This window comes from Paenarthrobacter sp. NPDC089988, from assembly GCF_044748465.1.
Taxonomy (GTDB): domain Bacteria; phylum Actinomycetota; class Actinomycetes; order Actinomycetales; family Micrococcaceae; genus Arthrobacter.
Genome location: NZ_JBIVGD010000008.1, coordinates 122,895 through 146,656, shown reverse-complemented (window position 1 = coordinate 146,656; position 23,762 = coordinate 122,895). Strand labels below are relative to the sequence as shown.

The 23,762-nt window shown below is 65.0% G+C and carries 23 protein-coding genes; 21 read left to right on the top strand and 2 right to left on the bottom strand.

What is annotated here, in order from left to right:
* Nucleotide 1: 1 nt before the first annotated feature.
* The 10 genes from ACIPV6_RS11710 to ACIPV6_RS11665 are packed head-to-tail and all read left to right on the top strand — an operon-like array spanning nucleotide 2 to nucleotide 9,128.
* A complete protein-coding gene (locus tag ACIPV6_RS11710) occupies nucleotides 2-778 on the top strand; it encodes a TIM barrel protein (protein ID WP_400271041.1) in 777 nt (258 codons plus the stop codon).
* On the top strand, nucleotides 775-2,337 hold the full coding sequence (locus ACIPV6_RS11705) for a GMC oxidoreductase (RefSeq protein ID WP_400271040.1): 1,563 nt from the start codon (nucleotides 775-777) through the stop codon (nucleotides 2,335-2,337). The genes ACIPV6_RS11710 and ACIPV6_RS11705 overlap by 4 nt, the downstream gene beginning before the upstream one ends.
* Nucleotides 2,338-2,388: 51 nt before the next feature.
* Nucleotides 2,389-2,778, top strand: coding sequence for a DUF6379 domain-containing protein (locus ACIPV6_RS11700; protein ID WP_397326168.1), 390 nt, complete (start codon nucleotides 2,389-2,391; stop codon nucleotides 2,776-2,778).
* Nucleotides 2,778-3,881 (top strand): sugar phosphate isomerase/epimerase family protein, encoded by a 1,104-nt coding sequence (locus tag ACIPV6_RS11695; RefSeq protein WP_400271039.1) that lies wholly within the window; start codon nucleotides 2,778-2,780, stop codon nucleotides 3,879-3,881. Before ACIPV6_RS11700 ends, ACIPV6_RS11695 begins: the two co-directional genes overlap by 1 nt.
* Nucleotides 3,882-3,899: 18 nt before the next feature.
* Complete coding sequence (locus ACIPV6_RS11690; RefSeq protein WP_400271038.1) at nucleotides 3,900-4,937, top strand: sugar phosphate isomerase/epimerase family protein; 1,038 nt, start codon at nucleotides 3,900-3,902, stop codon at nucleotides 4,935-4,937.
* 11 nt (nucleotides 4,938-4,948) lie between these two features.
* Nucleotides 4,949-5,719: a nuclear transport factor 2 family protein gene (locus tag ACIPV6_RS11685; RefSeq protein ID WP_400271037.1), complete on the top strand. Its 771-nt coding sequence runs from the start codon at nucleotides 4,949-4,951 to the stop codon at nucleotides 5,717-5,719.
* Between the two features lie 8 nt (nucleotides 5,720-5,727).
* The gene (locus ACIPV6_RS11680; RefSeq protein WP_400271036.1) at nucleotides 5,728-6,126 is read left to right on the top strand and encodes a DUF6379 domain-containing protein; all 399 of its coding nucleotides are present in this window, start codon (nucleotides 5,728-5,730) and stop codon (nucleotides 6,124-6,126) included.
* Complete coding sequence (locus ACIPV6_RS11675) at nucleotides 6,123-7,307, top strand: Gfo/Idh/MocA family protein (protein WP_400271035.1); 1,185 nt, start codon at nucleotides 6,123-6,125, stop codon at nucleotides 7,305-7,307. The genes ACIPV6_RS11680 and ACIPV6_RS11675 overlap by 4 nt, the downstream gene beginning before the upstream one ends.
* Before the next feature lie 15 nt (nucleotides 7,308-7,322).
* On the top strand, nucleotides 7,323-8,327 hold the full coding sequence (locus tag ACIPV6_RS11670; protein WP_400271034.1) for a sugar phosphate isomerase/epimerase family protein: 1,005 nt from the start codon (nucleotides 7,323-7,325) through the stop codon (nucleotides 8,325-8,327).
* 18 nt (nucleotides 8,328-8,345) lie between these two features.
* Entirely contained in the window at nucleotides 8,346-9,128 is a 783-nt protein-coding gene (locus ACIPV6_RS11665) for an SDR family NAD(P)-dependent oxidoreductase (RefSeq protein ID WP_400271033.1), read from the top strand.
* Nucleotides 9,129-9,215: 87 nt separating this feature from the next.
* Here ACIPV6_RS11665 and ACIPV6_RS11660 read toward each other — a convergent pair whose 3' ends face one another.
* Entirely contained in the window at nucleotides 9,216-10,235 is a 1,020-nt protein-coding gene (locus ACIPV6_RS11660; protein ID WP_400271032.1) for a restriction endonuclease subunit R, read from the bottom strand.
* A gap of 82 nt (nucleotides 10,236-10,317) precedes the next feature.
* Here ACIPV6_RS11660 and ACIPV6_RS11655 point away from each other — a divergent pair, with 82 nt between their 5' ends.
* Nucleotides 10,318-10,740: a DUF6379 domain-containing protein gene (locus ACIPV6_RS11655; protein WP_400271031.1), complete on the top strand. Its 423-nt coding sequence runs from the start codon at nucleotides 10,318-10,320 to the stop codon at nucleotides 10,738-10,740.
* 14 nt (nucleotides 10,741-10,754) lie between these two features.
* Here the strand turns inward: ACIPV6_RS11655 and ACIPV6_RS11650 are convergent, their stop codons facing one another.
* Nucleotides 10,755-12,020 carry an ROK family protein gene (locus ACIPV6_RS11650; RefSeq protein ID WP_400271030.1) on the bottom strand — a complete coding sequence of 422 codons (1,266 nt, stop codon included), beginning with the start codon at nucleotides 12,018-12,020 and terminating at the stop codon, nucleotides 10,755-10,757.
* Nucleotides 12,021-12,128: 108 nt separating this feature from the next.
* Here ACIPV6_RS11650 and ACIPV6_RS11645 point away from each other — a divergent pair, with 108 nt between their 5' ends.
* The 10 genes from ACIPV6_RS11645 (at nucleotide 12,129) to ACIPV6_RS11600 (ending at nucleotide 23,616) form a co-directional block, all read left to right on the top strand.
* Nucleotides 12,129-13,163 carry a Gfo/Idh/MocA family protein gene (locus ACIPV6_RS11645; protein WP_400271029.1) on the top strand — a complete coding sequence of 345 codons (1,035 nt, stop codon included), beginning with the start codon at nucleotides 12,129-12,131 and terminating at the stop codon, nucleotides 13,161-13,163.
* A complete protein-coding gene (locus ACIPV6_RS11640) occupies nucleotides 13,160-13,954 on the top strand; it encodes a hypothetical protein (RefSeq protein WP_400271028.1) in 795 nt (264 codons plus the stop codon). Before ACIPV6_RS11645 ends, ACIPV6_RS11640 begins: the two co-directional genes overlap by 4 nt.
* Before the next feature lie 92 nt (nucleotides 13,955-14,046).
* On the top strand, nucleotides 14,047-15,063 hold the full coding sequence (locus ACIPV6_RS11635) for a VOC family protein (protein WP_400271027.1): 1,017 nt from the start codon (nucleotides 14,047-14,049) through the stop codon (nucleotides 15,061-15,063).
* 132 nt (nucleotides 15,064-15,195) lie between these two features.
* Nucleotides 15,196-16,179, top strand: a complete 984-nt coding sequence (locus ACIPV6_RS11630; protein ID WP_400271026.1) for a fumarylacetoacetate hydrolase family protein — start codon at nucleotides 15,196-15,198, stop codon at nucleotides 16,177-16,179.
* Nucleotides 16,176-17,195 carry a cyclase family protein gene (locus ACIPV6_RS11625; protein WP_400271025.1) on the top strand — a complete coding sequence of 340 codons (1,020 nt, stop codon included), beginning with the start codon at nucleotides 16,176-16,178 and terminating at the stop codon, nucleotides 17,193-17,195. Before ACIPV6_RS11630 ends, ACIPV6_RS11625 begins: the two co-directional genes overlap by 4 nt.
* Nucleotides 17,196-17,222: 27 nt before the next feature.
* Entirely contained in the window at nucleotides 17,223-18,356 is a 1,134-nt protein-coding gene (locus tag ACIPV6_RS11620; protein WP_400271024.1) for an FAD-dependent monooxygenase, read from the top strand.
* Nucleotides 18,353-19,357 (top strand): amidohydrolase family protein, encoded by a 1,005-nt coding sequence (locus ACIPV6_RS11615; protein ID WP_400271023.1) that lies wholly within the window; start codon nucleotides 18,353-18,355, stop codon nucleotides 19,355-19,357. Before ACIPV6_RS11620 ends, ACIPV6_RS11615 begins: the two co-directional genes overlap by 4 nt.
* A complete protein-coding gene (locus tag ACIPV6_RS11610; protein WP_400271022.1) occupies nucleotides 19,354-20,319 on the top strand; it encodes a fumarylacetoacetate hydrolase family protein in 966 nt (321 codons plus the stop codon). Before ACIPV6_RS11615 ends, ACIPV6_RS11610 begins: the two co-directional genes overlap by 4 nt.
* A 165-nt stretch (nucleotides 20,320-20,484) precedes the next feature.
* Complete coding sequence (locus tag ACIPV6_RS11605) at nucleotides 20,485-21,981, top strand: MDR family MFS transporter (protein WP_400271021.1); 1,497 nt, start codon at nucleotides 20,485-20,487, stop codon at nucleotides 21,979-21,981.
* 21 nt (nucleotides 21,982-22,002) lie between these two features.
* Nucleotides 22,003-23,616 carry a GMC oxidoreductase gene (locus ACIPV6_RS11600; RefSeq protein WP_400271020.1) on the top strand — a complete coding sequence of 538 codons (1,614 nt, stop codon included), beginning with the start codon at nucleotides 22,003-22,005 and terminating at the stop codon, nucleotides 23,614-23,616.
* Nucleotides 23,617-23,762: the final 146 nt, after the last annotated feature.

The window sequence follows — 23,762 nt, the reverse complement described above, 5'->3', positions numbered from 1 at the left end:
CATGTTCCAACTTGCGCCTAATATCGACCTTTTGTTCTCTGAAGCAGGCGAAAGCGCCGCTGACCGTGTCCGCGCCGCAGCAGCTGCCGGCTTTGACGCCGTCGAAATGTGGGGACCGAGTACCAAGGACATTCCGGCCCTCAAGGCCGCGCTCCAGGAAACCGGCGTCCAGCTCACCTCGCAACTGGCGGAGCCGCGCATGCAGTTCATGATCCCGCCGAAGAACCACGAACCGTTCTACGAGGGACTCGATGCCGGGGTGAAGGTGGCCCAGGAACTCGGTTGCCCGCGCATCGTGGTGGGGAGTGGAACGGGTTTCGGCGGCCGGAAGCGCCAGGACCAGTTGGACGAGCTCATCGAGATCTTCACCAAGGGCATCAAGCACATTGAAGGCTCCGGCATCACCTTGGTGCTTGAACCGGTGAACATCCGCGTGGACCACCCCGGTGCCCTCCTGGACCGGACCTCGGAAGCTGTCTACATCGCCCGCGGCGTAGACTCACCGAACTTCGGGGTCCTCTACGACCTCTACCACTCCACTGTTGAGGGTGAGGACGTTGCAGCGGAACTGGCGAACGCCGGCGACCTCATCAAGTACGTGCAGATCGCCGACGCTCCGGGCCGTGGGGAACCCGGTTCCGGCTCCATCGACTGGACGGCCCGCCTGAACGACCTTGAGGCCAGCGGCTACACCGGACCGATCGGACTCGAGTATTACCCCACCATCGATTCCGCGAAGTCGGTGCGCCGCATCCAGGAACTGGTGGCCTCCCGGTGAGCCAACGCGTGTACCCGGCATCAGTTGATGTCGCGATCGTGGGCAGCGGTCCGACGGCCTCTGCCTACGCCCGCATCCTGAGTGAGGAAACGCCCGGGGCGACCATTGCCATGTTTGAGGTGGGTCCCACGGTCAGCAACCCGCCGGGCGCCCATGTCAAGAACATCGCTGACCAGACACGGCGAACCGAAGCCCAGCGGGCCTCGGAAGGCCCGGGTGCAGGCGCCGCGACGGTGAACTCCCCGGGTGCGGTCAAAGCCGGCGAACGGCGTGCCCGGCCCGGAACGTACCTGCTCAGCGAGGGCTACGCTTTTCCCGATGAGGACGGCCTCCCGGTCGCCGCGATGTCCAGCAATGTTGGCGGCATGGGTGCGCACTGGACCGCAGCATGCCCGCGTCCGTCCGGCAAGGAGCGGATCGCGTTCGTTCCGGACATGGATGAACTGTTCGAGCAGGCCGAGCGTCTCCTGGGCGTCACCACCCACGCTTTCGACGGCGCCCCCTTCTCCGACATCGTCCATGACCGCCTCGCCGCGGCGGTGGACGAGGGCCGGGACCCGGCCACCAAAGTCCAGCCCATGCCGCTGGCTGTCCACCGCGAAACGGATGGCCGCCTCCTGTGGTCGGGAGCCGACGTCGTCATGGGCGAGGCGACCCGGCAGAACCCGCGCTTTGAGTTGTTTGACGAGTCTTTGGTCACCAAGGTGACGTACGACGGCGGCACGGCCTCGGGCGTGGAAGTCCAGGACCGCCGTACTGGCGCGAGCCATCGGGTGGCCGCCCGCTTCGTGGTGGTGGCGGGAGATGCCCTGCGCACGCCACAGCTTTTGTGGGCCTCGGGCATCCGGCCGGACGCCTTGGGCAGGTACCTCAATGACCAGCCGCAGGTGGTTTTCGCCAGCAGGCTCGAAGGCGTGACGGCCGCCGAGCCGGCGGAAAGCCAGCCAGATGGCGGACTGTCCCAGCAAAGCGGAGTCGCCTGGGTTCCCTATACGGACGACGTTCCGTTCCATGGCCAGATCATGCAACTGGATGCCTCGCCTGTGCCCTTGGCCGACGACGATCCCGTGGTTCCGGGCTCGATCGTTGGCCTGGGCTTGTTCTGCGCCAAGGACCTGCGGCGGGATGACCGCGTTGCCTTCGATGACGAGGTCCTGGATGCCTACGGAATGCCGGCCATGCGGATCCATTACCGCCTGACGGACAAGGACCACGAGGTGATCGAGCGGGCGAAGACGGAAATCGTCCGCTTGGGTCGCGCGGTGGGTCGCCCGCTGGATGAGCGACCCTTCGTGCTGCCGCCGGGCGCATCCCTCCACTACCAGGGATCTACGCGCATGGGCCTGGAAGACGACGGCGAAAGTGTGTGCTCACCGGACAGCGAGGTCTGGGGACTTCGGGGCCTGTTCGTTGCAGGCAACGGGGTGATCCCCACTCCTACGGCGTGCAATCCCACCCTGACAGCCGTGGCCATGGCGGTCCGCGGCGCGCGCAAGATCGCGGAAGAGCTGGAAAGTTCTTTACTTATGTCAGAATCAGACAATAGAATTACAAAATAAGGAAAAAGTCCTGTTGGGCACTGATGCTCAAAGGCAAGACAAGGAGTCCCGATGATTGCCGACCGCATGATCGAGCAAGGAACACTCACCACGGAAGGCGGCCGAACCGCCGTCGAAGTCCGCATCCCCTGGTATCGGGCGTTGCCGGGATCGTGCATTGCCGGGGCAGCCCTCACCATCGACGGTGTAGCTGCTCCTGAAGAGTCACTCCGCTGGACCATGAACAACCGGACCTTCAGCTTCGAGGAGCTCGTGGAGGAAACGGGGGAGTGGTGGTATCCGCTCGATTCGGCAGTCCTTTCCGGTGAGCTTCCGGTGGACGCTGCGGCTGAGCACGAGGTCCGCGTGGATCTCAAGCTCTACATCCCCTACATCATCACCGACCACGGTGTGCTGCACATCGAAGAAAACGACACCAAGACCATGAAGGTAGGACAGTGATGACCGGCCTCGGCACTCCCATCCAGGGCGTAACGCTCTACAGCTTTACCCGCGCTTTCCACGGCCGGCAGTACGACCTCGACGGATTGATCCGCAAGGTGGCCGCTGAAGGCTTCGGCCCGGGACTGGAAGTCATCGGCTTCTCCAGCCTCCGCGGCTTCCCGGACCGCGTGGACGATGCCTTCGTGGGGCACTTCCGCGATCTCGTCGCCGAAGTGGACCTGGTACCCACCTCGCTGGCAGTCAACGTTGATACCGGCATCCGCCGGGACCGCCTCATGAACCACGATGAACTCGTGGAATACATGCGCAAGCAGATCGAGGTTGCTTCGCGCCTGGGCTTCCAGATCGCCCGCGTCCAGATCTCCCTCACGCCGGACGCCATGGAAAGCCTGCTGCCCGTAGCCGAAAAGTACGGGGTTACGCTCGCCCTGGAAGTCCACGCGGACCAGCACGGCGCCCACGAGCGCGTGCTTGCCCTCCGTGACCGGTACGAGAAGCTCAACTCCCCGCTGCTCGGCTTCACTGCCGACTGGGGTGCGACGGTCACCGGCTTCGCACCCTCCCTCATCGAGGCTTACCGCCGGCGGGGAGCTTCTGAAGAGTTGCTCCAGCAAGTGGTGGAGCTCTGGAACGGCTTCTACGCTGAAGGTCCGCCCAACACCCAGAAGGTGCACGGCGAACGCTTCGGCGCCTTCATTGGCCTGGCCGCGCGCAACGGACGTCCGGACCTGGGTATCGACTTCGCGATCAACGGAACGGGACTCTTCGGTCCTGCCCCGATCGAGACCTGGCTGGAAATCATGCCGTTCGTCAAGCACGTGCACGGCAAGTTCTTTGGTATTGACGAACACGGTGAGGAACCCTCCGTGCCGGTGCGCGACCTGGTCCGCCAATTGGTGGAGAACGGCTACTCCGGTGCAATCTCCAGCGAATACGAAGGCTGGCACTGGAACAACTGGGAAGACCCCTTTGAGATCATCCGCGGCGAGCAGGCCGTCCAGCGTTCAGCTGCCGCCAACGCCGGCTCGGCCATGATCACCGATCCCGCCGAAGCCCGCCGCATCCTCAACAGCCACCTCGCCCAGCCGGTCCTCGGCTGACAAGAAATGGATACCACTATGTCTAACGGCATCGCAGGCTCGGGCATCGAGCTTGGCATCACCCTTTACTCTTTGACCTCCGAATTTGCTGCAGGCCTCTACACGCCTGAGACGCTCATCAAGGCCGTCGCCGACGAAGGCCTGGGCCCCGGCGTCGAGTTCAACATCGCGCAGATGCTGCGCACCTACCCGGACGTCGACGAAGACTTCGTCAAGCTCTGGCGCGACAGCATGGACCGCTACGGACTCACCCCCAGCGCAGTCGGCACCAACCTGGACATGGGCCGCCGCAAGGACCGGGACATGACTCCGGACGAGGAATTCGACTTCTTCGCACGCCAGCTCAAGACCGCCAATACGCTCGGCTTCAACAAGATCGTGATCCGTTCCGCCGGCAAGGAACTGCTGCGCAGGCTCCTGCCGCTTGCCGAGAAGTACGACCAGAAGCTCGGGTACGAGATCCACGCCCCGCAGGGACCCAACGACCCCAAGATCCTGCAGATCCGCGAGATGTACCAGGAACTCGACAGCGAGCGCCTGGGCTTCACAGCAGACTTCAGCTCCACCATGCACAGCCTGTCGCCCACGCTGTTCCGCACGCTGACCCAGATGGGCCTGCCGAAGGAGCACTTCGCGGTCATGCAGGACATCTGGCGCAAGCCGCTGCCCATGCAGGAGCGCAACCAGGAGTTCGAGGACTACCTCCGCTCCAACAACTTCGATCCCGCGCAGCTTGGGCCCTTCACCCGCCTGGCCTTCAACATGCATGGACTCGTGGCACCGGAGGAATGGCTGGACATCATGCCGCAGATGTTCCACGTGCATGCCAAGTTCTACGACATCGATGCGGACGGCAACGAGCCTGCCATGGACATCCCGCGGATTGTCCGCCAGTTCGTCAAGGGCGGCTACACCGGCTTCCTTTCCAGCGAATGGGAAGGCCATGCGTTCGCCGATCTGGGCGAGTCCGATCCGATCGAGCTGGTCAAGAAGCAGCACGCCCTCATGCGCCGCGCCATCGAAGAGGCCCGCGCCACTGACCCGGTTTCGGCCTAGGACGGCCCGCGATGTCTGCAATCGACACGGATCTCACCGCGGAAATCCAGCAACTGCGCGAGCAACTGAGGGAAGCGCAGCGCCTGGCTCGCCGGGCCAATGACCGGGGCGACATCGAGAACCTCTTCAACCGGTACATGTACCTGCACAACGCCTTCCAGGATGAGCAGATCATTCCGCTGTGGGTCAAGCCCGGAACGCCCGGAATACGCGCCAGGTACACCAACGCGGGGCAGTACACGGACTACGAAAGCGTCATCCGGTACCACCAGGGACGCCCCAACCCCGTGGGCAAACTGATCCTGCACTACACCACCACTCCGGTGATCGAAGTGGCGGCTGATGGCGAGACTGCCAAGGGCGTGTGGATCATGACCGGAAACGAGTCAGGCCTGACGGACCCCGAGGTGGCCAAGGAAAGCCCGGACTACATGTACTCGCCGGGCGAAGTGCAGGGCAAGAAGGTCTGGGCCCACTGGGTCTGGTGCAAGTACGCCGTGGACTTCCTGCGCCAGGACGGCGAATGGAAGATCTGGAAGTTCCGCTGCTACGAACTTCTCCGTGCTCCCTTCGAGGAGAACTGGATCAGTTTTGCCGAGAAGAACCAGCACGCCTTCGCCCTGGACCTCATGTACTTCGGCGACGACGGCAAGCCGGTCTTCATGCCGCCGGCGGACGAGTCCGCCCCGGCGGAGTACCACCCGTACAGCCCCTCGACGCGGCAAACACTGGAGCCACAGCCGCCGGTTCCGCACCAGACTTTCGTAGAGACTTTTGAGTAAGGATCATCATGGCAACCCACAACTCCCTGTTCCAGGACGCTGACGTCCGCCGGCACCCCGAGGGCATTTCTGTTTCCGTGCAGTTGCCTTGGTACCGCAGCCTGTGGCTGTCCGCCGTCGACGGCGTTGCTGCCACCGTAAACGGCGTCGAAATCCCCACGTCCGCACTGCGCTTCGAGCTCCAGGGCAAGTCCTACACCATTGCCGAACTCCCGGAGCAGTGGGAGACCCTCTGGTTCGTCGCGGACAAGCCGGAGATCATCATCCCGCTTGACCGGGTCCCCGAATCCGGTGAGGAGATCGACGTCGAAGTTATCCTGACGCTCCGCCTGCTGTACATGCAGATCGCCCCCATGCGCTACGTTGGCAACCGCGTGGCCGTGGACCGCAAGGTAGTGCTCGCATGAAAAAGCTCCGGGTGGCCATGATCGGCTACGGCTTCATGGGCGCGGCCCACTCCCAGGGCTGGCGCACGGCGCCGCGGGTTTTCGACCTCCCGGCAGAAACCGAGATGGCCGTCATTGTGGGCCGCGATGCTCACGCCGTTGCCAAGGCAGCCACCAAATGGGGCTGGGCGGAATCGGCAACGGACTGGCGGCAAGTCATTGCCAGGGACGACATCGACATCGTGGACATTGTTACCCCGGGTGACTCGCACGCGGAGATCGCGATCGCGGCCTTGGATGCCGGGAAGCACGTCCTGTGCGAGAAGCCACTGGCCAACACCGTGGCCGAAGCCGAGGCGATGGCGGCCGCGGCCGAACGTGCCGCCGAAAAGGGCGTCAAGGCCATGGTGGGCTTCACCTACCGCCGGGTGCCGGCCGTGACGTTCCTGCGGCAACTCGTCGCCGAGGGCGTCGTGGGCCGCATCGCCCACGTCCGCGCTTCCTACCGCCAGGACTGGCTGGTTGACCCGGAGATGCCCCTGGCCTGGCGACTCCAGAAAGAACATGCCGGTTCCGGTGCGTTGGGGGACATCGGTGCGCACGCGATCGACCTGGTGGAGTATGTCACCGGCATGGACGTAGAGCAGGTTTCCGGAGTGCTGGACACCATCGTCAAGCAGCGCCCGCTCCAAGGCAGCGGCACTGGCCTTTCGGGGAAAGCTGCCGCAGGCTACGGGCAAGTCACTGTGGACGACATCGCGATCTTCACCGGCCGTTTGGGATCCGGTGCGTTGGCCTCCTTTGAAGCCACGCGCTTCGCCACGGGCCGCAAGAACGCGCTGTCCATCGAGGTCTCCGGCGACAAGGGTGCCTTGGCCTTTGACCTCGAAGACCTCAACAGCATCCAGTTCTACGACCGCACGGCTCCGGCCGACCTGCAGGGCTTCCGGAAGATCCTGGTGACCGAGCCAGTCCACCCCTACGTTTCGGCGTGGTGGCCCGCCGGACACATGCTGGGTTACGAGCATGGCTTCTCCCACCAGGTGAAGGACCTGGTGGAAGGCATCGCCAGGAACACGGACCCGCACCCCACGTTCGCCGACGGCCTGCGGGTCCAGCGCGTTCTTGAAGCCGTGGAACGCAGCGCCGACAACGATTCCGTGTGGACCCGCGTGGCTGCGGACGTCCCAGTCAAGGCATAGGAAGAGGAACAAGATATGGCACGACCCATCACCCTGTTCACCGGACAGTGGGCGGACCTGCCGTTCGAAGAGGTGGCCCGGCTCGCTGGAGAGTGGGGCTACGACGGGCTTGAAATCGCGTGCTGGGGAGACCACCTGGATCCCTGGCGGTGGGATGACGACGCCTACATCCAAAGCAAGCTCGACATCCTGGAACGCAATGGACTCAAGGTGTGGACCATCTCCAACCACCTCAAGGGCCAGGCAGTCTGCGACGATCCCATCGATCAGCGGCACCGGGACATCCTCCCGGATGTCGTCTGGGGAGATGGAGACCCGGAAGGCGTGCGCCGCCGGGCCGCCGAGGAAATGAAGAACACTGCCCGCCTGGCAGCAAAGCTCGGCGTCAAGACAGTGACCGGCTTCACCGGATCGGCCATTTGGAAGTACGTGGCCATGTTCCCGCCGGCCTCCGAGAAGATGATCGACGCCGGGTACCAGGACTTCGCAGACCGCTGGAACCCGATCCTGGACGTCTTCGACGAGGTGGGCGTGCGCTTCGCCCACGAGGTGCACCCGTCCGAGATCGCCTATGACTACTGGACCACCCAGCGCACCCTCGAGGCCATTGGGCACCGTGAGGCATTCGGCCTGAACTGGGACCCGAGCCACATGGTGTGGCAGGACATCGATCCCGTTGGCTTCCTGTGGGACTTCAAGGACCGGATCTACCACGTGCATTGCAAGGACACGAAGAAGCGCCTGGGCAATGGCCGCAACGGACGCCTGTCCTCGCACCTGGCCTGGGCCGACCCGCGGCGCGGCTGGGACTTCATTTCCACCGGTCACGGCGACGTGCCTTGGGAGGACGCCTTCCGGATGCTCAACGCGATCGACTACAACGGACCGCTGTCAGTCGAGTGGGAAGACGCCGGCATGGACCGGCTGGTCGGGGCACCGGAAGCGCTCGGTTTCGTCCGGAAGCTCTCCTCCTACCAGCCCTCCGCGGCGGCTTTCGACGCCGCCTTCAGCACCAAATAACTACATAGGGGGAACCCCATGCGGCTGCGCAAGCCCAGGCTCGAAGGCAAAACCGCCGTTATCACCGGCATAGCCAGCGGCCAGGGCCGCGCAGCCGCTTTGGCGTTCGCGGAGGAAGGTGCGATCGTGGTCGGCTGCGACCTGGACGACGACGGCGCTGCCGCCACCGTGGAGATGGTGCGGCAGGCCGGGGGCCATGCCAGCAACACCCGCGTGGATTTGACCGACGATGCCGACGTCGCGGACTGGGCCGGCCTCGTCGCGAAGAACCACGGCCAGGTCCACATCCTGTACGCCAACGCCGCCGCCACCCGCTTCGCGCCTGTGGACCAGATCTCCTTTGCGGACTGGCAGTGGAACGTGGCCCACGAGCTGGATGTTGTCTTCCTGCCTGTGCGGCACTTCTGGCGGCAGTTGGCAGCGGCAGGAAGCTCCGCCGTCGTGCTTGTTGGCTCAACGGCCGGAGTCACCGGCTCAGTGACCAACGGGCGCCTTGCCCACACCGCCACCAAGGGCGCCGTGGTGGCCATGACCAAGCAACTGGCAGCCGAGGGCGCGCCGCTGGGAATCCGCGTCAACGCAGTCAGCCCCGGCATGATCCGGACGTCTGCCACCGAGGGCGACCTCCTGGCGCCGGGGCACCCCATGAACGCCATCGCCGAACACATCCCGCTGGGGCGCATCGGCGCACCTGATGAGGTGGCCCGATGCGCCCTTTTCCTTGCCTCCGATGAGGCTTCCTACGTCACGGGCGCCAATCTGATGATCGACGGCGGCTGGTCCGCCGTGCTGCCAGGCTGACGCCCGCTGCGGGAGACGAAGTCGCGGGTCCGCCGCCCACGACGCTGTTCGGCTACGGCGAATTGGGCGAGGACCCGCGACGTGGCGTCAGGAGGCCCGTGCTGTTTCGTGGGCAGCGCCGGCGGCGAGCGAAGGCTTGGCCAGCGCGAGGTGGCGGCGGGTCATTTCGGAGGGATCGTCCCGGAGCCACTCATGGCCGCCCCATTCGCTGGTCAGCGTGCCGGTGAATCCTTCGTTGCCCAACAAACGGCCAAGGTCCTGCAGTGGCCCGGACACCCGTTGATCCGCATCTTCCAGGTCCCAGAATTTGAGGTGGAATCCTCCAACCAGCGGAAGGATTTCCTTCAACCCGGAGGCGTCGCTGCGTCCGAACCGGATCAGCAGGTTCATGATCAGGGTGTGGATACGTGGGGGAACGGTCCCTGAACGCAGCGCAGCCATTACGGCGTCGTTGGTGGCGGGGTCCTTCCATTCGGATTCCAGCCTGCTGCACAGTACGGGCGAGACGCCGCCGCGCGCCAGTTCCTCCAGGTAGGTCACCGGGAGCGCGGGCATCAACATGCTGATGTCCACCAGAACCCGGATCCGGGGATCGTCCAACGCAGCGATGTGGTCCAGGGCGGGCCGCACGCGGGGGTTCCGCGGGTCCTGCTGGCCCTGGATTTCTTCGAAGAGCACCAGGTCCAGATCGTGCAGGAGGGGTTGGATGAGCCCCAGCAATTCAGGTCCGGCCTGCCCGATCGGCAAGCGTACGCCGGTGGCACCAACCCGCTGCGCCGCGTCGAGTTGGGGGACGAGGAATTCCAGCCGTTGACCCGTGGTGCGGCGTTCCGTCGTCGTCGTGAAGTCGTCCAGGCTGCAGCCGACCACGCTGACACGGCCACCCGCTGCTTCCAGCGCTTCGCTGAAGGCATCGACTTCGTGGTCCTGCGGTGCCGGGAACGTCCGCCAGAGCGAACCGGGTTCCACTTCCACAACATCTGCAACACCTGTGGCAGCGATGCCGGTGACGATGTCCACCGCGGTCCGTTCCGCCTTGATGATGTCCGGCGTCCAGTTGAAGGAGCTCGCGGCCAGCGTCCAGCCGGCATGCAAAGAGGCTTCCATGATGGGCCTTTCCAAATAAGCGTCTTAGTGACAAACTTATGTCAGTTTCAGACAAAAAGGCCATGGAGTCAAGGAGTAGGCGATGTTGCAGAACGCGCTGCGTGAAGATGCTTTGAGTGAGATGGGTGGGAGTTACGAGCTTCGTGTCGGCCTGCCGTGGATTCGTTCCATGCCGCTTTCCAGCATCGGGAGCCTTGCCGTGGAGGTTGATGGGCAGGCAGCCGGGGAGGAGCTCCGCGTTCGGCTTGGTGCGCGGGAGGTGCGGCCGGAAAACCTGGCCACCGAGCGCGGCTGGTGGTTCATCCAGGACCGGCTGGTACTCGTCTTTCCGGCAGGGCGACTGGCCGGTGACCGCGGAAGGCATCGCGTAGCGGTCGATTTTCAGTTGATGGTTCCGTATCTGCAAGGCGGGCCCGAAGGGCCGTTGGTGCTGCCCTTCCACCTGGAGGCCGCGTTGCGAACCACCCGACCCGCCTTGGCGGGAGTTGCCCGCGACGTCGCTTAGCGAACGGGCGACTCTTAGCTGACGCCCAAGCTCCGGACCGGCCCCGGCTTGCCTTGGGCGAACCAACGCGGGAAGGTGACCTCGAAAAGCTGCTCCCGGGCTAGCTCCACGCCGCCCCGGAGGGGTTCGCGCTCGTCATTGACGGACAGCAGGATCCGCAGGTCCCTCGTGGCCAGGGGTAGCGACAGTTCGTAGACCCGCTGCCGTACCTCGGCCAGATACACCTCGCCGGCAGAGGCCATGGCACCGCCGATCACGATGATTCCGGGATTGAACATGTTGACCAGTGCCGCGATCGATTCGCCAACCACGCGCGCGGAGCTCTGCAGCAGGCGGACTGCCAGGCCATCGCCGCTGATGGCTGCGAGGGCGATGCCTTCGGGGGAGAGGGTGTTGCCCTTTTCCACGGATGTGGCGAGGGGGCCGGTGGCGCCTTCCTTGATGGCGAGCTCGGCGTCGCGGATCAGTGCCCAACCGCCGGCCACCGCCTCAAGGCAGCCAACTTTGCCGCAACGGCACAAGGCGTCGGAATCGGGCACCCGGACATGGCCGATGTCCCCGGCCGCACCGTTGGCGCCACGGTGGATGCGGCCCTGTGAGAGCAGCCCCGCGCCGATGCCGGAGCCGATCTTGCAATAGATCAGGTCCGCGTACGCATCCCGGCGCCGCGCCCGTTCGCCCAAGGCCAGCAGGTTGACGTCGTTGTCCACCCAGGCGGGGGCGTCGAACCGTTCCTCGAAAGGAGTTCGTATGTCGTAGCCGTTCCAGCCGGGCATGATGGGAGGCGCCACGGGCTGTGCGCTGTCGAAGTCCACAGGGCCTGGAACGCCAACCACCACGGACCAGACAGGCTTTTCCCCGGCGTCCTTGAGCAGATCGTCCAGGAGTTCCATGGCGGCCTTCAGGGTTTCCGCGGGCCCTCGGGCGATGTCCCACTCGCGGTGCCTTTGTTCCACGATGTCGCCGTCAAGTTCGGCATAGCCTACGCGGATGTGAAGGGCGCCGAGGGCGCAGACGATGATGCGGCCGCGCTCCGATTGGAAGCGGAGGGTCCGGGGTGCGCGGCCACCGGAGGAAGCGCCGAATTCGCCGTCGCCCAGGAAGCCCATCTGGATCGCCTGGTCCACCCGCTGGGTCACGACGCCGCGACCAAGACCTGTGACCCGGCCGATCTCCGGTCGGGTGGTGGCTTCTCCGGTTCTTACAAGGTTGACGATGCGAAGCAGGCTGGTGACTTCGTCTGTTTGGGCGCCGAACCGGAGGGTCGAATCTGTGGTCATACCTCCAGATTGTTCCACAGTAACGGCACTAAGGTGCGGAAATCCGCAACTATAGCCAGAAATGCAATCACTTATGGATAATACTGACAAAAGAAGGGTGAAGGTGGCGTGAACATAGGGTTTCTGGGCGCCGGGCCGGGGGTGGCTGCGCTGCATCTACCGACCGTGAGGCGGTTGGGTGACGGTTTCCGGGTAGCCCATATTGCGGATGGAGGGAGCGGCAGGGCGCAGGCGCTCGCGGAACCAGCGGGTGCCCGCTGGTCATCGGGTGATCGGGAACTGCTGGCCGATCCCGACGTGGATGCGGTGGCCATCTGCACTCCGCCGTCCGAGCACGAGCGGCAAATCTTGGCCGCAGTTGCCGCAGGAAAACGCGCCATCTTTTGCGAAAAGCCGCTTGCCGTCACCCGGGAAGCGGTTGCCGCCGTCGTCTCTGCCTGCCGAGAAGCCGGCGTCGTCCTGATGGTAGGCACCAACCACGCCCATGATCCCGGCTGGGCGCAGGCGCGCGATGTGCTTGAACAGCACGGGCAGCCCATCCAATCCATTGCCGTCACCCTGGCGCTTCCTCCCAACGGCCGCTACCACCAAGCGGTGTATGACGGTGGACCGTTCCCTTCTCCATCCCGGGGAAGGCCAGATATGGGCGACCCCGCCGTGGCGGCGGGCATTGTGCGGCAGTTGTTGACTGGGCTGGCCATCCATGACCTCCCGGCCATCCGGCATTTCGCACCGGTCCTGGAGCGCATCGAGTACGCCCGCTTCGTTCCGCCGATCGGCTACGCCGTGGGCTTCAAGGCCGGTGGCATCAGTATCCAACTGGTCCTCACAATGCTTCCGGCCGGCCCTGACTCCCTGTGGCGCATGACCTTCTCCACCGCCGATCTCAGGCTGGATCTGGACTATCCGCCACCCTTCGTCCACGCGGGCAGCGGAGCGGTCACCGTCCACTGCGGGGATGGTTCCACTACCCGCTTTCCGCAATCGCTACAGGACGGCTACGAGGCGGAGTGGCAGTTGTTCGGGCGGTTGATGGCTGGAACGTGCCCGGTCGACTACGGGCAGATCCTGGCGGACGCCCTGTATCCGGTCGACGTCGCAGATGCCGTCTTCGCCGCCATGTCCACGGGAGTCCATCCATGAGCCCCGTCTTTCCCGTCGTTGCCTCGTCGGCATCTTACCGGGCCGCCGTGGCCGAACTTCCAGGCAGTGCCCGGCACGCAGAAGCCGTGCAAGGTGCCGTGGTGGTGATCCCGGGGGAGGGGGACTGGTGGAAGGTGCTGTTGGAGGCCCAAGCGGCCGGCGCGTCAGCCGCCGTCGTAAGTCATCCGCACAGTGTTCCTGCCGCGGCGGAAGCCGGGCTGGTGACTATCCCGGTCGTCGTCGAGCGGCCGCACCTGCGGGCGGACGCAACCGCTGAGGCCGTACGACGGCGGGTGGACAGTCGCCCGGCACTTCTCACCATTGAGTGCGGAGCGCCCGCCGCCGACTTCGACCGGGTCCTGCGTGACGGACTCCGGTGGGCTGAAGTGCTTGCCGGCGGCCCCGTCCGCGTCGTCAGTGGGAGCATCCCGGCCGACGGCGGCATGGCACTCCTCGAAGCAAGGCCCTTAACCGTTGTCGCTCCTGTGCCAGTTACCGTCCTCGCTACGGTGCTTGGGTCCAAAGCGCGGACCCCGCTGCTCCGCGTCAGTGCCCTGGGGGAGGTTCGCACGGTGGTGGAGTGGGCTGGTTTGGGGTCTGGCATAAGCATTACGACCAGCACCGAAAACGGATCAACGCATGCGCCGAACTGCTACGAAGGGTCCGCCCGGCTGGCGCTTCGCCGGGCCATGGAAGCTGCAGCAACAGGTGCCGTGTTGCCGGACCTTGGCGAGCTCGTGGCAGACCAGCGGATCGTCGCTGAGCTGAGTCAAGAGCATAAGCAAGGCTGATCTTCTGCATAGGCAATATCGTCTTCCCTGATGCGCCAGTGCGGCCGGAGACTTGATGTGAACAGCTTCACAGAACACCGAAAGGATCGAAGATGATCAAGCTTCTCTCCCACCTCTCCTACGTGGCCATCACCACCCCCGACGTCCAAGCCTCCGTTGACTTCTACGTCAAGCAGGTGGGGCTCAAGGTTGTGGATCGCGTGGACGGCGCCGTCTACCTGCGCTGCTGGGGCGACTACTACCGCTACAGCGTGGTGGTGGTTCCGGGTACGGAGCCTGCGCTGGAAACCATGGCATGGCGTACTTCAAGCGCGGAAGCCCTCGAAGAAGCGGCCCGCCGCATTGAAGCCGCCGGGGTGGCCGGTGAATGGATCGACGTCCACGGCATCGGACGGGCTTACCGCTTCACGGGTCCGTGGGGCCACAGCATGACGCTCCACTGGGACGTCACCCGCTACCAGGCCGAGGGCAGCGAACTCTCCACGTACCCGGACCGCCCAGCCCGCCGCAGCATGGTTGCCGGCGCACCCCGCCAGCTGGACCACGTGACCATCGCAACCTCCGACGTTGACGGGTTTGCCAAGTGGTACAACGACGTCCTGGGCTTCCGGATCATGGCCCGCACCGTCCTGGACGAGGCTCCGATTTCCGTGTTCTCCGTGCTGACCACCAACGAGAAGTCACACGACTTGGGCGTCGTGCTGGACGGTTCCAGCCGCGCAGGCCGCATCAACCACTACGCCTTCTGGGTGGACACCCGCGAGGAACTGCTGATCGCTGCGGACACCCTGATCGAGAACGGCGTGCCGATTGAGTATGGCCCGTCCATCCACGGCATCGGCGAGCAGAACTTCCTCTACTACCGCGAACCGTCCAGCCTCCGCATCGAACTCAACACCGGTGGCTACCGCAACTATGTCCCGGACTGGGAGCCCAACACCTGGACACCATCCCTGGGCTCGAACAACATGTACCGCAACGGCGCCATGCCCATGTCCATGACCGAGTCCTTCCCGCCGGCCGATGGCCCCAGCGCCACCGAGGAAGGCGTGCCGGACGAGATCAAGGAAGCACTGTTCAACCCGTACGCCCGGCAGGGCCAGGGCTAGAAGCGCACAGCATCACCGGTGTGGGCATCCATGCCGGTGATGCCCGGTATAACCACAAATTGATGTACTTATGTCGAATTCTGACATTAAATGAGGGTGGGCCGAGGGCGGCCCGCGAGGGGAGTTACGTTCATGACGACGTCGTCAGACCAAACCGGCCTGGAAGCACCATTTGCCCTGGCCCGCTTCCGCGATGGGCAGGCTGTTCGCTGGGGCCTGGTTGCCGGCGAGCGCATCCGGCCGTTGGAGGAGCAAGACCTTGGCGCCGGGGGGATCAATGGGTTCCTGGCTGCACCGGACTGGGAGCGCCTTGAGAACCTCGCTGCGGAAGACGGTCCATGGCTGCCCTTGGACAGCGTGGTGCTGACTGCCCCCGTGGAACCCCGGCAAGTGCTGCAGACGGGCGCCAACTATCGGACGCACGTGATCGACCTGGTGGTAGCCGGCCTCGCCAAGGATGACCCGCGCTCGCCGGAAGAGGCCCGTGAGTGGGCAGGGAAGATGATGGATGACCGCCAGGCAAACGGCGAGCCGTACTTCTTCATCGGACTGCCTGCCTGCGTAGTCGGCGACGATGAACCGTTGATCCTCCCGTCTTACAGCGAGAAGCACGACTGGGAGCTGGAACTCGCTGTCGTCATCGGAGCCGAGGCTTTCCGCGTCTCCAAGGCGGACGCCATGAACCATGTGGCGGGCTACACGATCGTCAACGACATCACGACCCGCGACCTCGTCTTCCGCCGTGACATGAAGGAAATTGGAACCGACTGGTACCGCGGCAAGAACGCTCCCGGCTTCCTGCCGACGGGGCCGTTCCTGGTGCCGGCGCAGTTCGTGGATCCGTCCAAGCTCAAGGTGCGGCTGGAACTCAATGGAGAAGTGATGCAGGACGCCACCACGGATGACCTTCTTTTCGACATCCCTGCCCTGGTGTCGGCTGCTTCGCAGAACATGCCGCTCCTGCCCGGAGACCTGTTGCTCACGGGAAGCCCTGCCGGAAACGGCGCGCACTGGGGGAGGCTGCTCCGCCATGGCGACGTGATGACCGGCAGCATCCAGGGCCTGGGAACCCAGGTGGTCCGCTGCGTCGCCGAGCAAACTTCGGGCGAGGCATGAGCGGCATGAACGCGGACAACGCTCAACTGCTGGACACCCCGGAACTCCTGGACCGCAACGACCCCGACGGCGAGATCTCCCGCCGTGGAAAGGCTTACCGTAACTGGGGCCGCTGGGGTGAAGACGACGTCCTGGGCACCCTGAACTTCATCGACGCCGAAAAGCGGAAGCAGGCTGCATCCTTGGTCCGCGACGGCGAGGTGGTTTCCCTTTCCCAGCCCTTCGACATGAACGGCCCGCAAAAAGGCTGGCGCCGCCGGACCAACCCGGTGCACACCATGCTGGACACCGGAACGGATGCGGAGCGCGGTACCCAAGGGTTCCCGCATGGCCTGGGCGGCGCGGATGACGTCATCTCCATGCCGCTTCAATGCTCCACCCAATGGGACGGGCTGGGCCACATCTTCGACCATGGCAACGCTTGGAACGGCCGCCGCGCCGGGGACGTTGTCACGAGCGACGGCGACCTCGTCACGGGCATCGAGCACGCGGCTGCTGCTCCTGTGTCGCGCGGCGTCCTGCTGGATCTTGGCCGCCACCTCAACCCGGAAACGGGCGAGTTGCCTGACGGCTACGCGATCACCACGGTTGACCTGGAGTCCTGCATCACAGCGCAAGGCGCCACCAGCGCGGTGGGCCGCGGCGACATCGTCCTGGTCCGCACGGGACAACTCAGCCGGGCCCGACGCGAGGGCTGGGGAGATTACGCCGGCGGGCCCGCGCCCGGGCTTTCACTGACCACAGCGGGGTGGCTGCACGGCACGGAAATCGCCGCAATCGCCACGGACACGTGGGGCTTTGAGGTCCGTCCGAACGAATTCGACGTCCCGGCCTTCCAACCGCTGCACCAAGTGGTCATCCCGAACATGGGACTCACGGTGGGTGAGCTGTGGGACCTGGATGTGCTGGCAGAAAAATGCCAGGCACGCGGCCGTTACGAGTTCCTCCTGGTGGCGGCCCCGTTGCCCATCACCGGTGCGGTGGGTTCGCCCATCAACCCCGTTGCCATCCTCTAACCAGTCCCAAGAACCAAGGGGTACATCATGACAGCAGTTCAGAAAGTGGCGATCGCCGGCAGCGGCGTGGCTGCCATGGCCACCGCCATCCAGCTCGCCAAGGCGGGTATCGCCGTCGACGTTTTTGAAGCCAAGCCGGAATTGAGTGCGCTCGGGTCCGGCATCACCCTGCAGGGCAACGCCCTGCGCGTTTTCGACGCGCTGGGTGTCTGGGAGGACGTGCGGGAAAAGGGCCTGGCCTTCGAGGGGCTCACCCTTCGGGCTCCCGGCCCCGACGCCCCGGTGATCGCGCAGTTGCCCGAGGTCAAGACCGGCGGCCCGGACTACCCTGCCTGCATGGGCATGTACCGCCCGGACCTCGCCAAGATCCTCCTTGAACACGCAGAGAAGGCCGGAGCCAAGGTGGCGTTCGGCTCCACGGTGACCGGCTTCGACGTTGCAGGCAGCAAGGTAGAGGTCTTCGTCAACGAGGCCTCCGCCGGAACCTATGATCTCCTGATCGGCGCGGACGGAGTGAACTCCTCCGTCCGCGGCCTCATGGGAATCGACACCGCCCCGGAAAGTACCGGAATGGGCATCTGGCGCGCCTTCGTTTCCCGGCCCAAGGACGTGGAACACAGCGAGCTGTATTACGGCGGCCCGGTGTACATTGCCGGTTACACGCCCACCGGTGAGGACACCATGTACGCGTTCCTTGTGGAGAAGGCGCAGGATCGTTTCGGCGTCTCCGACCACCAGGCCGTGGAGATCATGCGTGGCGAATCCATGACCTACGGCGGCCCGTGGAACTCGATCCGCGAGGACCTCAACCAGGGCGCGAAGGTCAACTACACCTGGTTCACCAAACATTTGGTGCCCGGCCGCTGGAACCGCGGTCCGGTGGTGCTCATTGGCGATGCGGCCCACAGTTGCCCGCCCACGATTGCCCAGGGTGCCGCGCAGGCCCTCGAGGACGCCGTGGTCCTGGCCGAGCTCCTGGTTGGTTCGGAAGAGCTCAGCGAAGAACTGTGGGACACCTTCCACGAGCGCAGGGTTCCCCGCGTGCAGGCCGTGGTGGACGCTTCCGTGCAGCTTGGCGAATGGCAGATCGAGGGCAAGAAGGACGCGGATGCTCCGGGCCTGCTTTTCGGGATCGCGCAGAAGATGGCGGTGCCGGCATGACCATCGACGTCCACGCCCACGTACTCCTTCCGTCGCTCCAGGCCGAGGTGGAACGTCGTGCACCGGAGGCCTTCAAAGCCGCAGCAGAGCTGGATGCACGTCGTAACGGTCCGGCAAGCCTGGCCGCTTCGGGCAGGATGATCGGCGAGCGGTTCCCGAAACTCACGGATGTCCGGGCCCGCTTGGCTGCCATGGATGCGCAAGGGGTGGACCACCAGTGGGTCAGCGCCTCGCCCAACCACTTCTACCCGTGGGCAGAGGAAGGCCTGGCGGTGTGGACGGCGACCGAAGCCAACCGTCTGGTGGCCGAACACGTGGCCCAGGCACCTGAACGACTCACAGGCCTGGGCCTGGTTCCACTCCAGCATCCCAGCAGGATTGTGGAATGCGTCGATGACGCCATCCTGGGCCGCGGCCTGGCCGGCATCGAGATTTCCTCCTTCGCTGGCGACGTCGAGTTGTCCGACCAACGGCTGGAGCCTTTCTGGAGCCGCGTCGAGGAATTGGGTGTCGTCGTCTTCCTGCATCCGTTCGGCTGCAGCCTGGATGAGCGCCTGGACCGGTTCTACCTTTCCAACACCGTGGGCCAGCCGGCAGAAAACGCCGTGGCGCTGTCCCACCTGATCTTCTCCGGCGTACTGGACCGCCACCCCGGACTGAAAATCGTCGCCGCGCACGGTGGCGGTTACCTGCCCACGGCGATCGGCCGCTCCAACCACGCCTGGCGGGTCCGCCCGGAAGCGCATGGTTGCGTTGAAGAACCGTCCAGCTACTTGCGGCGCATCTGGTTCGACACCGTGGTGCACGATCCTTCGGCCCTGCGTCACCTCGTGGATGTCGCGGGACCTTCGCAGGTCCTCATGGGTAGCGACTTCCCGTTCGACATGGGGCCGGAGGATCCCGTGGGCGAGGTCCGCGCCGCGGGACTGCCGGGCGACGTGACAGCGCAGATCCTGTCCGGCAACGCCGCTGCACTCTTGGAACAGCGGGTGCGGGCATGAGAATCGCGCGCTGGCAGGACGGCGCCGAGACCGGCGAGGGTTTCATCATTGACAACAGCGCGGTGCCGTTTCCCAACGGACTCCGCGTGGCCGAGGTGCTGGCGCGGGGCTTGGACGGTGCCCGGGAACTCTTTGGGCGGGTAAACCACGACGCCGGGCGGCCGCTTGGCGAAGTCCGGCTCCTTGCGCCGCTGGTCCCCGCGGCGATCAGGGATTTCGTCGCTTTCGAGGAGCATGTGGAAGGTGTCAGCGCCTCCGTTGACGGCAAGAGCGAGGTGGTGCCGGAATGGTACGAGGCTCCCACGTTCTACTTCACGAATCCGCACACGGTGCTGGGCCCGGGCGAACCGGTGATTCCGCCGGTGACCCAACGCCTGGATTTCGAGCTTGAGATTGCGGCCGTGGTGGGTGGCGCCGGGGGCTCCAATCTGTCAGGCAAAGACGCCGCGGACGCGATCTTTGGCTACACGATCATGAACGACTGGTCTGCCAGGGACATCCAGTCGCGGGAGATGAAGGTCCGCCTGGGTCCGGCGAAGGGCAAGGATTTCGGGACGAGCCTTGGTCCGTGGATAGTCACCGCGGACGAGCTGGCAGCCTACGCGGACAGCGAGGGCTTCCTTGCGCTCAGGGCCGAGGTCTTTATCAACGGCGGGTTGGTGGGGGAGGACCTGGTTTCCAACATGGGGTGGACCTTCCCTGAACTGGTTTCCTATGCGTCCAGGAACTCGCGCGTGGTCTTCGGCGATGTCCTGGGTTCCGGGACGGTAGGCAACGGAGGCTGCCTCGGCGAGTTGTGGGGCCGGCGGGGCGAACTGACGCCGGCACCCCTTGCCGAGGGGGACGAGGTACGCATGGTGGTTGAGGGCATCGGCGAGTTGATCGCCACGGTGGCTGCCGCCGTCGAAGGTTGCTCCGTGCCGCGGGCCCGGAACCGAAACCGCGACCGCGCCCGCGTCTAAGAACACCCAGGGTCTAAGAGCTGCAATCTTTTGTTGCTTTCAGACTAAAGTCTGGATATCATGAAAGTGGCGTCGGGATCCTCTCAAGGATCCGTTCCCGGCAGTGATGATGCAGCCGGGGCACAAACCGTCGCGTCGACGGCCCGATCGTTCGGGCAGAAAACCATGCCACTTTCCACTGTGAAACTACGCTTCCTGGTCGCATCGCTGCTGACCGTGTCCTTCCTGGGTGCACTGGACCACACTGTCGTCTCCACCTCGCTGGCCACCATTGCCGGTGAGCTCGGGGCGTTGGAGCTCATGAGCTGGGTGGTGGTGGGCTACACCCTGGCCAGCACCGTCCTGCTTCCCGTCCTGGGAAAACTCGGTGATGTCCTTGGCCCGCGGAGGGTCTTCCTCTTCTCGCTGGTGGTTTTCCTGCTGGCGTCCCTGGTCTGTGGATTCGCCCAGGACATGACCTGGCTCATTGTCTCCCGGGTGGTGCAGGGCATGAGCTCGGCAGGGCTGCAGCTCATGTCGCAAACCATCATTGCCAGGGTCACCACGCCCCGCGAACGCCCCCGCTACATGGCGATCATCGGTGCCGCCTTCCCGATCGCCATCCTCGTGGGACCGGTGCTCGGCGGGGCCATCACCGACTATTGGGGCTGGTCCTGGGTCTTCTGGATCAACCTCCCGGTAGGCATTGTTGCCTTGGCGCTTGCCCTCGTGGCGGTTCCGAAACTTGAGCGTGGACAGATCCCACGGCACTACGATGTGGCCGGCGCTGCCACGTTCACCTTGGGCCTGGTGTCCCTGGTCCTCGGTGTCACCTGGGCAGCGGAACGCAGCGGCGGAGTCCAGGCCGTGGCAGCCCTGGTGGTTGCGGGTGTGGCCCTGCTGGCGTTCTTCATCATTGAGCGCAGGGTGCCCGAGCCAATCGTCCCCTTGCGTTTCTTCGCAAACCGCACCATTGCCGCCGGTACCGCGCTCTCGGCGATTATCGGCGTCGGGCTCTTCTCCATCACTGCCTACCTGCCCACCTACTTCCAGATGGCTTACCAGGTCAGCGCCACCGTGTCCGGCTTGGTTCCCATAGCCACGGTCCTGGGCATGCTGGTGAGCAACCTGCTGACGGGATGGTTGGCCAGCCGCACCGGTCAGTACCGGATCTTTCCGATCATCGGCACCTGCATGGCCTCGGCGGGGCTCTTCGTCATGGCGGGCCTCCCTGTGGGGGTTCCGCTCTGGGTGCCGATGGCAATCATGGCGGTGGTGGGAATGGGTACGGGCTCGTTCATGAGCCTCATCGTCGCGGTGGTCCAAAGCGCCGCGCCGGCCAACCAGACCGGCAGCATCACGGCCACCATCAACCTGGTGCGGCAGATTGGCTCCACCGTTGCCACGGCCATTATTGGCGGAACGATTGGCTTCGGTGTGGCAGCGCTGCTGCCCGCGGGCCTGGACGCTGCCACGCTGACGCCCCAGTCCGTGCACCAAGCGGCTCCCGCCATCCAGGAGTCAGTGGCCGCGATCTACGCCTCGGTGTTCTCGCCGATCTTCGGTGCGCTCGCTGTCACCTATGCACTCGGCATCATTGCCGCCGTCCTGCTGCCGCAGGGACGGCTGTCCGACGAACCGGACGCTGTCCGTTCATCCAACTCCGAGCCGGTTCCGGCCTGACCTCCCATGAAGGAGAAAGCCATGTCTGTTAGCCACACCATTGCCATAGTTGGCAGCGGCCCGATCGGTTCCGCCTACGCCCGCCTGCTGGTGGAAGGCCTGCCTGACGCCCAAGTGGTCATGTTCGAGGCAGGTCCCCAGCTGACCGAACGCCCCGGTGAAAGCGTCCGCAATATCCCGGACGCGGACCACAAGGCCCGTGCCAGGGAAATGTCCCAAGGTCCTCAGGCGGGCGCCTTCCGGGAGTCGCTTGGCATCCCTGCCGGAACCGTCACCGAGGGAATGTTCACTGCCCGGCAGGGCACGCATTTGCTCGACTTCGGCGGCGCGGGTTCCGCCCACGCTGAGACCTTCCCTGCAGCGGCGGCGGCCACCAACGTCGGCGGCCAGGGCGCGCACTGGACCTGCGCCACGCCGTCGCCGGCCTTCAGCGAGAAGATTTCCTTCATCGGGGACACCGAGTGGGAGTCGCTGGTTTCCGCGGCGAAGTCCCTGCTCCATGTCCAGGACGCGGCCTTCGCCGATTCCGGAGTCGGCGCTGCCATCCGGTCCCTGCTGTCGGAGGAGTTCGGCGACGAACTGCCCGAAGGCTATGGCGTGGGCACCCTGCCGGTTGCCGGTGATCCCCAGCCGGACGGTTCCATGCGTTGGGCCGGGGCGGACGTGGTGCTTGGCTCGCTCATCGACCCGGATTCGCCGTTATCGCAAAGGTTCGAACTGCGTGACCTGACGCTGGTCCGCCGGGTGGAAACCGAGGGGAACCGGACCACTGGTGTCACCGTGGAAGACCTCCGCACGGGAACCACCTCCTTCGTTCCCGCGGACGTGGTGGTGGTTGCCGCAGATGCCTTCCGCTCACCCCAGCTCCTCTGGGCTTCGGGTATCCGGCCCACAGCGTTGGGCCGCTACCTGACCGAGCATCCCGTGGTGATCTCCACCGTTGCCCTCGACGCGGAGAAGATGGAGCGCTTTGCCACCGAGGCCGACCTGGACGCGGAGCTCGCCCGCCGGGCCCAGAACCCTGCGGACCCGGTTGCAGCCGTGAACCGTATCCCGTTTTCCGAGCCGGAACATCCCTTCTCGGTGCAGGTGATGTATTCCGAGACCACACCGTTCCCCATGCCGGAGGATGCTCCCTTCGCACGCAACCGCTGGGGCTACGTCAACATGGGCTACGGCATGCGGAAACACCCCCGTTTCGAGGACGGCGTGACCTTCGACGACGGCGAACTGGACTACCGGGGCTTCCCGAACATGACCATCAGCTACGCCCTCACGGACCGTGAGAATGCTGAGATCGAGGACGCAACGGCCCGCCTCCGCCGCGCCGGCAACGCCTTGGGTGCCTTCGTGGCCGAACCCCGGTTGATGCCCAACGGCTCCAGCCTGCACTACCAGGGGACTATGCGCCTGGGTCAGGCCGATGACGGAACCTCCGTTGCGGATCCCTGGTCGCGGGTGTGGGGTTACCAGAACCTGGTGGTGGGCGGCAACGCGCTGATCCCGACGGCAACGGCGATGAACCCCACCTTGATGAGCGTCGCAATCGCGGTGCGTGGCGCGCTGAAGGTGGTGGACGAGCTGGGCTCGGCAGCTGAAGCATCCGAGGAAGAAGCGGTGGGCGCGGGGGCCTGAACGTAGCCCTCATCACCTTCCATGGACAGGTTCCTGAGTAGGGGAGCATAATAGTTAGCGGAGCTAATTAGCACTGCTAACTATTATGCCAACCTCAGGAGGCGCCTCCCTTTGACTTCTGCCACCACAGCCACACCGGCCGACGC

Excerpts from the sequence above, each read along its gene's own strand:
- ACIPV6_RS11710 (WP_400271041.1), top strand. The coding sequence starts at position 2 with ATGTTCCAACTTGCGCCTAATATCGACCTTTTGTTCTCTGAAGCAGGC.
- ACIPV6_RS11700 (WP_397326168.1), top strand. The coding sequence starts at position 2,389 with ATGATTGCCGACCGCATGATCGAGCAAGGAACACTCACCACGGAAGGC.
- ACIPV6_RS11695 (WP_400271039.1), top strand. The coding sequence starts at position 2,778 with ATGACCGGCCTCGGCACTCCCATCCAGGGCGTAACGCTCTACAGCTTT.
- ACIPV6_RS11690 (WP_400271038.1), top strand. The coding sequence starts at position 3,900 with ATGTCTAACGGCATCGCAGGCTCGGGCATCGAGCTTGGCATCACCCTT.
- ACIPV6_RS11685 (WP_400271037.1), top strand. The coding sequence starts at position 4,949 with ATGTCTGCAATCGACACGGATCTCACCGCGGAAATCCAGCAACTGCGC.
- ACIPV6_RS11680 (WP_400271036.1), top strand. The coding sequence starts at position 5,728 with ATGGCAACCCACAACTCCCTGTTCCAGGACGCTGACGTCCGCCGGCAC.
- ACIPV6_RS11675 (WP_400271035.1), top strand. The coding sequence starts at position 6,123 with ATGAAAAAGCTCCGGGTGGCCATGATCGGCTACGGCTTCATGGGCGCG.
- ACIPV6_RS11670 (WP_400271034.1), top strand. The coding sequence starts at position 7,323 with ATGGCACGACCCATCACCCTGTTCACCGGACAGTGGGCGGACCTGCCG.
- ACIPV6_RS11665 (WP_400271033.1), top strand. The coding sequence starts at position 8,346 with ATGCGGCTGCGCAAGCCCAGGCTCGAAGGCAAAACCGCCGTTATCACC.
- ACIPV6_RS11660 (WP_400271032.1), bottom strand. The coding sequence starts at position 10,235 with ATGGAAGCCTCTTTGCATGCCGGCTGGACGCTGGCCGCGAGCTCCTTC.
- ACIPV6_RS11655 (WP_400271031.1), top strand. The coding sequence starts at position 10,318 with ATGTTGCAGAACGCGCTGCGTGAAGATGCTTTGAGTGAGATGGGTGGG.
- ACIPV6_RS11650 (WP_400271030.1), bottom strand. The coding sequence starts at position 12,020 with ATGACCACAGATTCGACCCTCCGGTTCGGCGCCCAAACAGACGAAGTC.
- ACIPV6_RS11640 (WP_400271028.1), top strand. The coding sequence starts at position 13,160 with ATGAGCCCCGTCTTTCCCGTCGTTGCCTCGTCGGCATCTTACCGGGCC.
- ACIPV6_RS11635 (WP_400271027.1), top strand. The coding sequence starts at position 14,047 with ATGATCAAGCTTCTCTCCCACCTCTCCTACGTGGCCATCACCACCCCC.
- ACIPV6_RS11630 (WP_400271026.1), top strand. The coding sequence starts at position 15,196 with ATGACGACGTCGTCAGACCAAACCGGCCTGGAAGCACCATTTGCCCTG.
- ACIPV6_RS11625 (WP_400271025.1), top strand. The coding sequence starts at position 16,176 with ATGAGCGGCATGAACGCGGACAACGCTCAACTGCTGGACACCCCGGAA.
- ACIPV6_RS11620 (WP_400271024.1), top strand. The coding sequence starts at position 17,223 with ATGACAGCAGTTCAGAAAGTGGCGATCGCCGGCAGCGGCGTGGCTGCC.
- ACIPV6_RS11615 (WP_400271023.1), top strand. The coding sequence starts at position 18,353 with ATGACCATCGACGTCCACGCCCACGTACTCCTTCCGTCGCTCCAGGCC.
- ACIPV6_RS11610 (WP_400271022.1), top strand. The coding sequence starts at position 19,354 with ATGAGAATCGCGCGCTGGCAGGACGGCGCCGAGACCGGCGAGGGTTTC.
- ACIPV6_RS11605 (WP_400271021.1), top strand. The coding sequence starts at position 20,485 with ATGCCACTTTCCACTGTGAAACTACGCTTCCTGGTCGCATCGCTGCTG.
- ACIPV6_RS11600 (WP_400271020.1), top strand. The coding sequence starts at position 22,003 with ATGTCTGTTAGCCACACCATTGCCATAGTTGGCAGCGGCCCGATCGGT.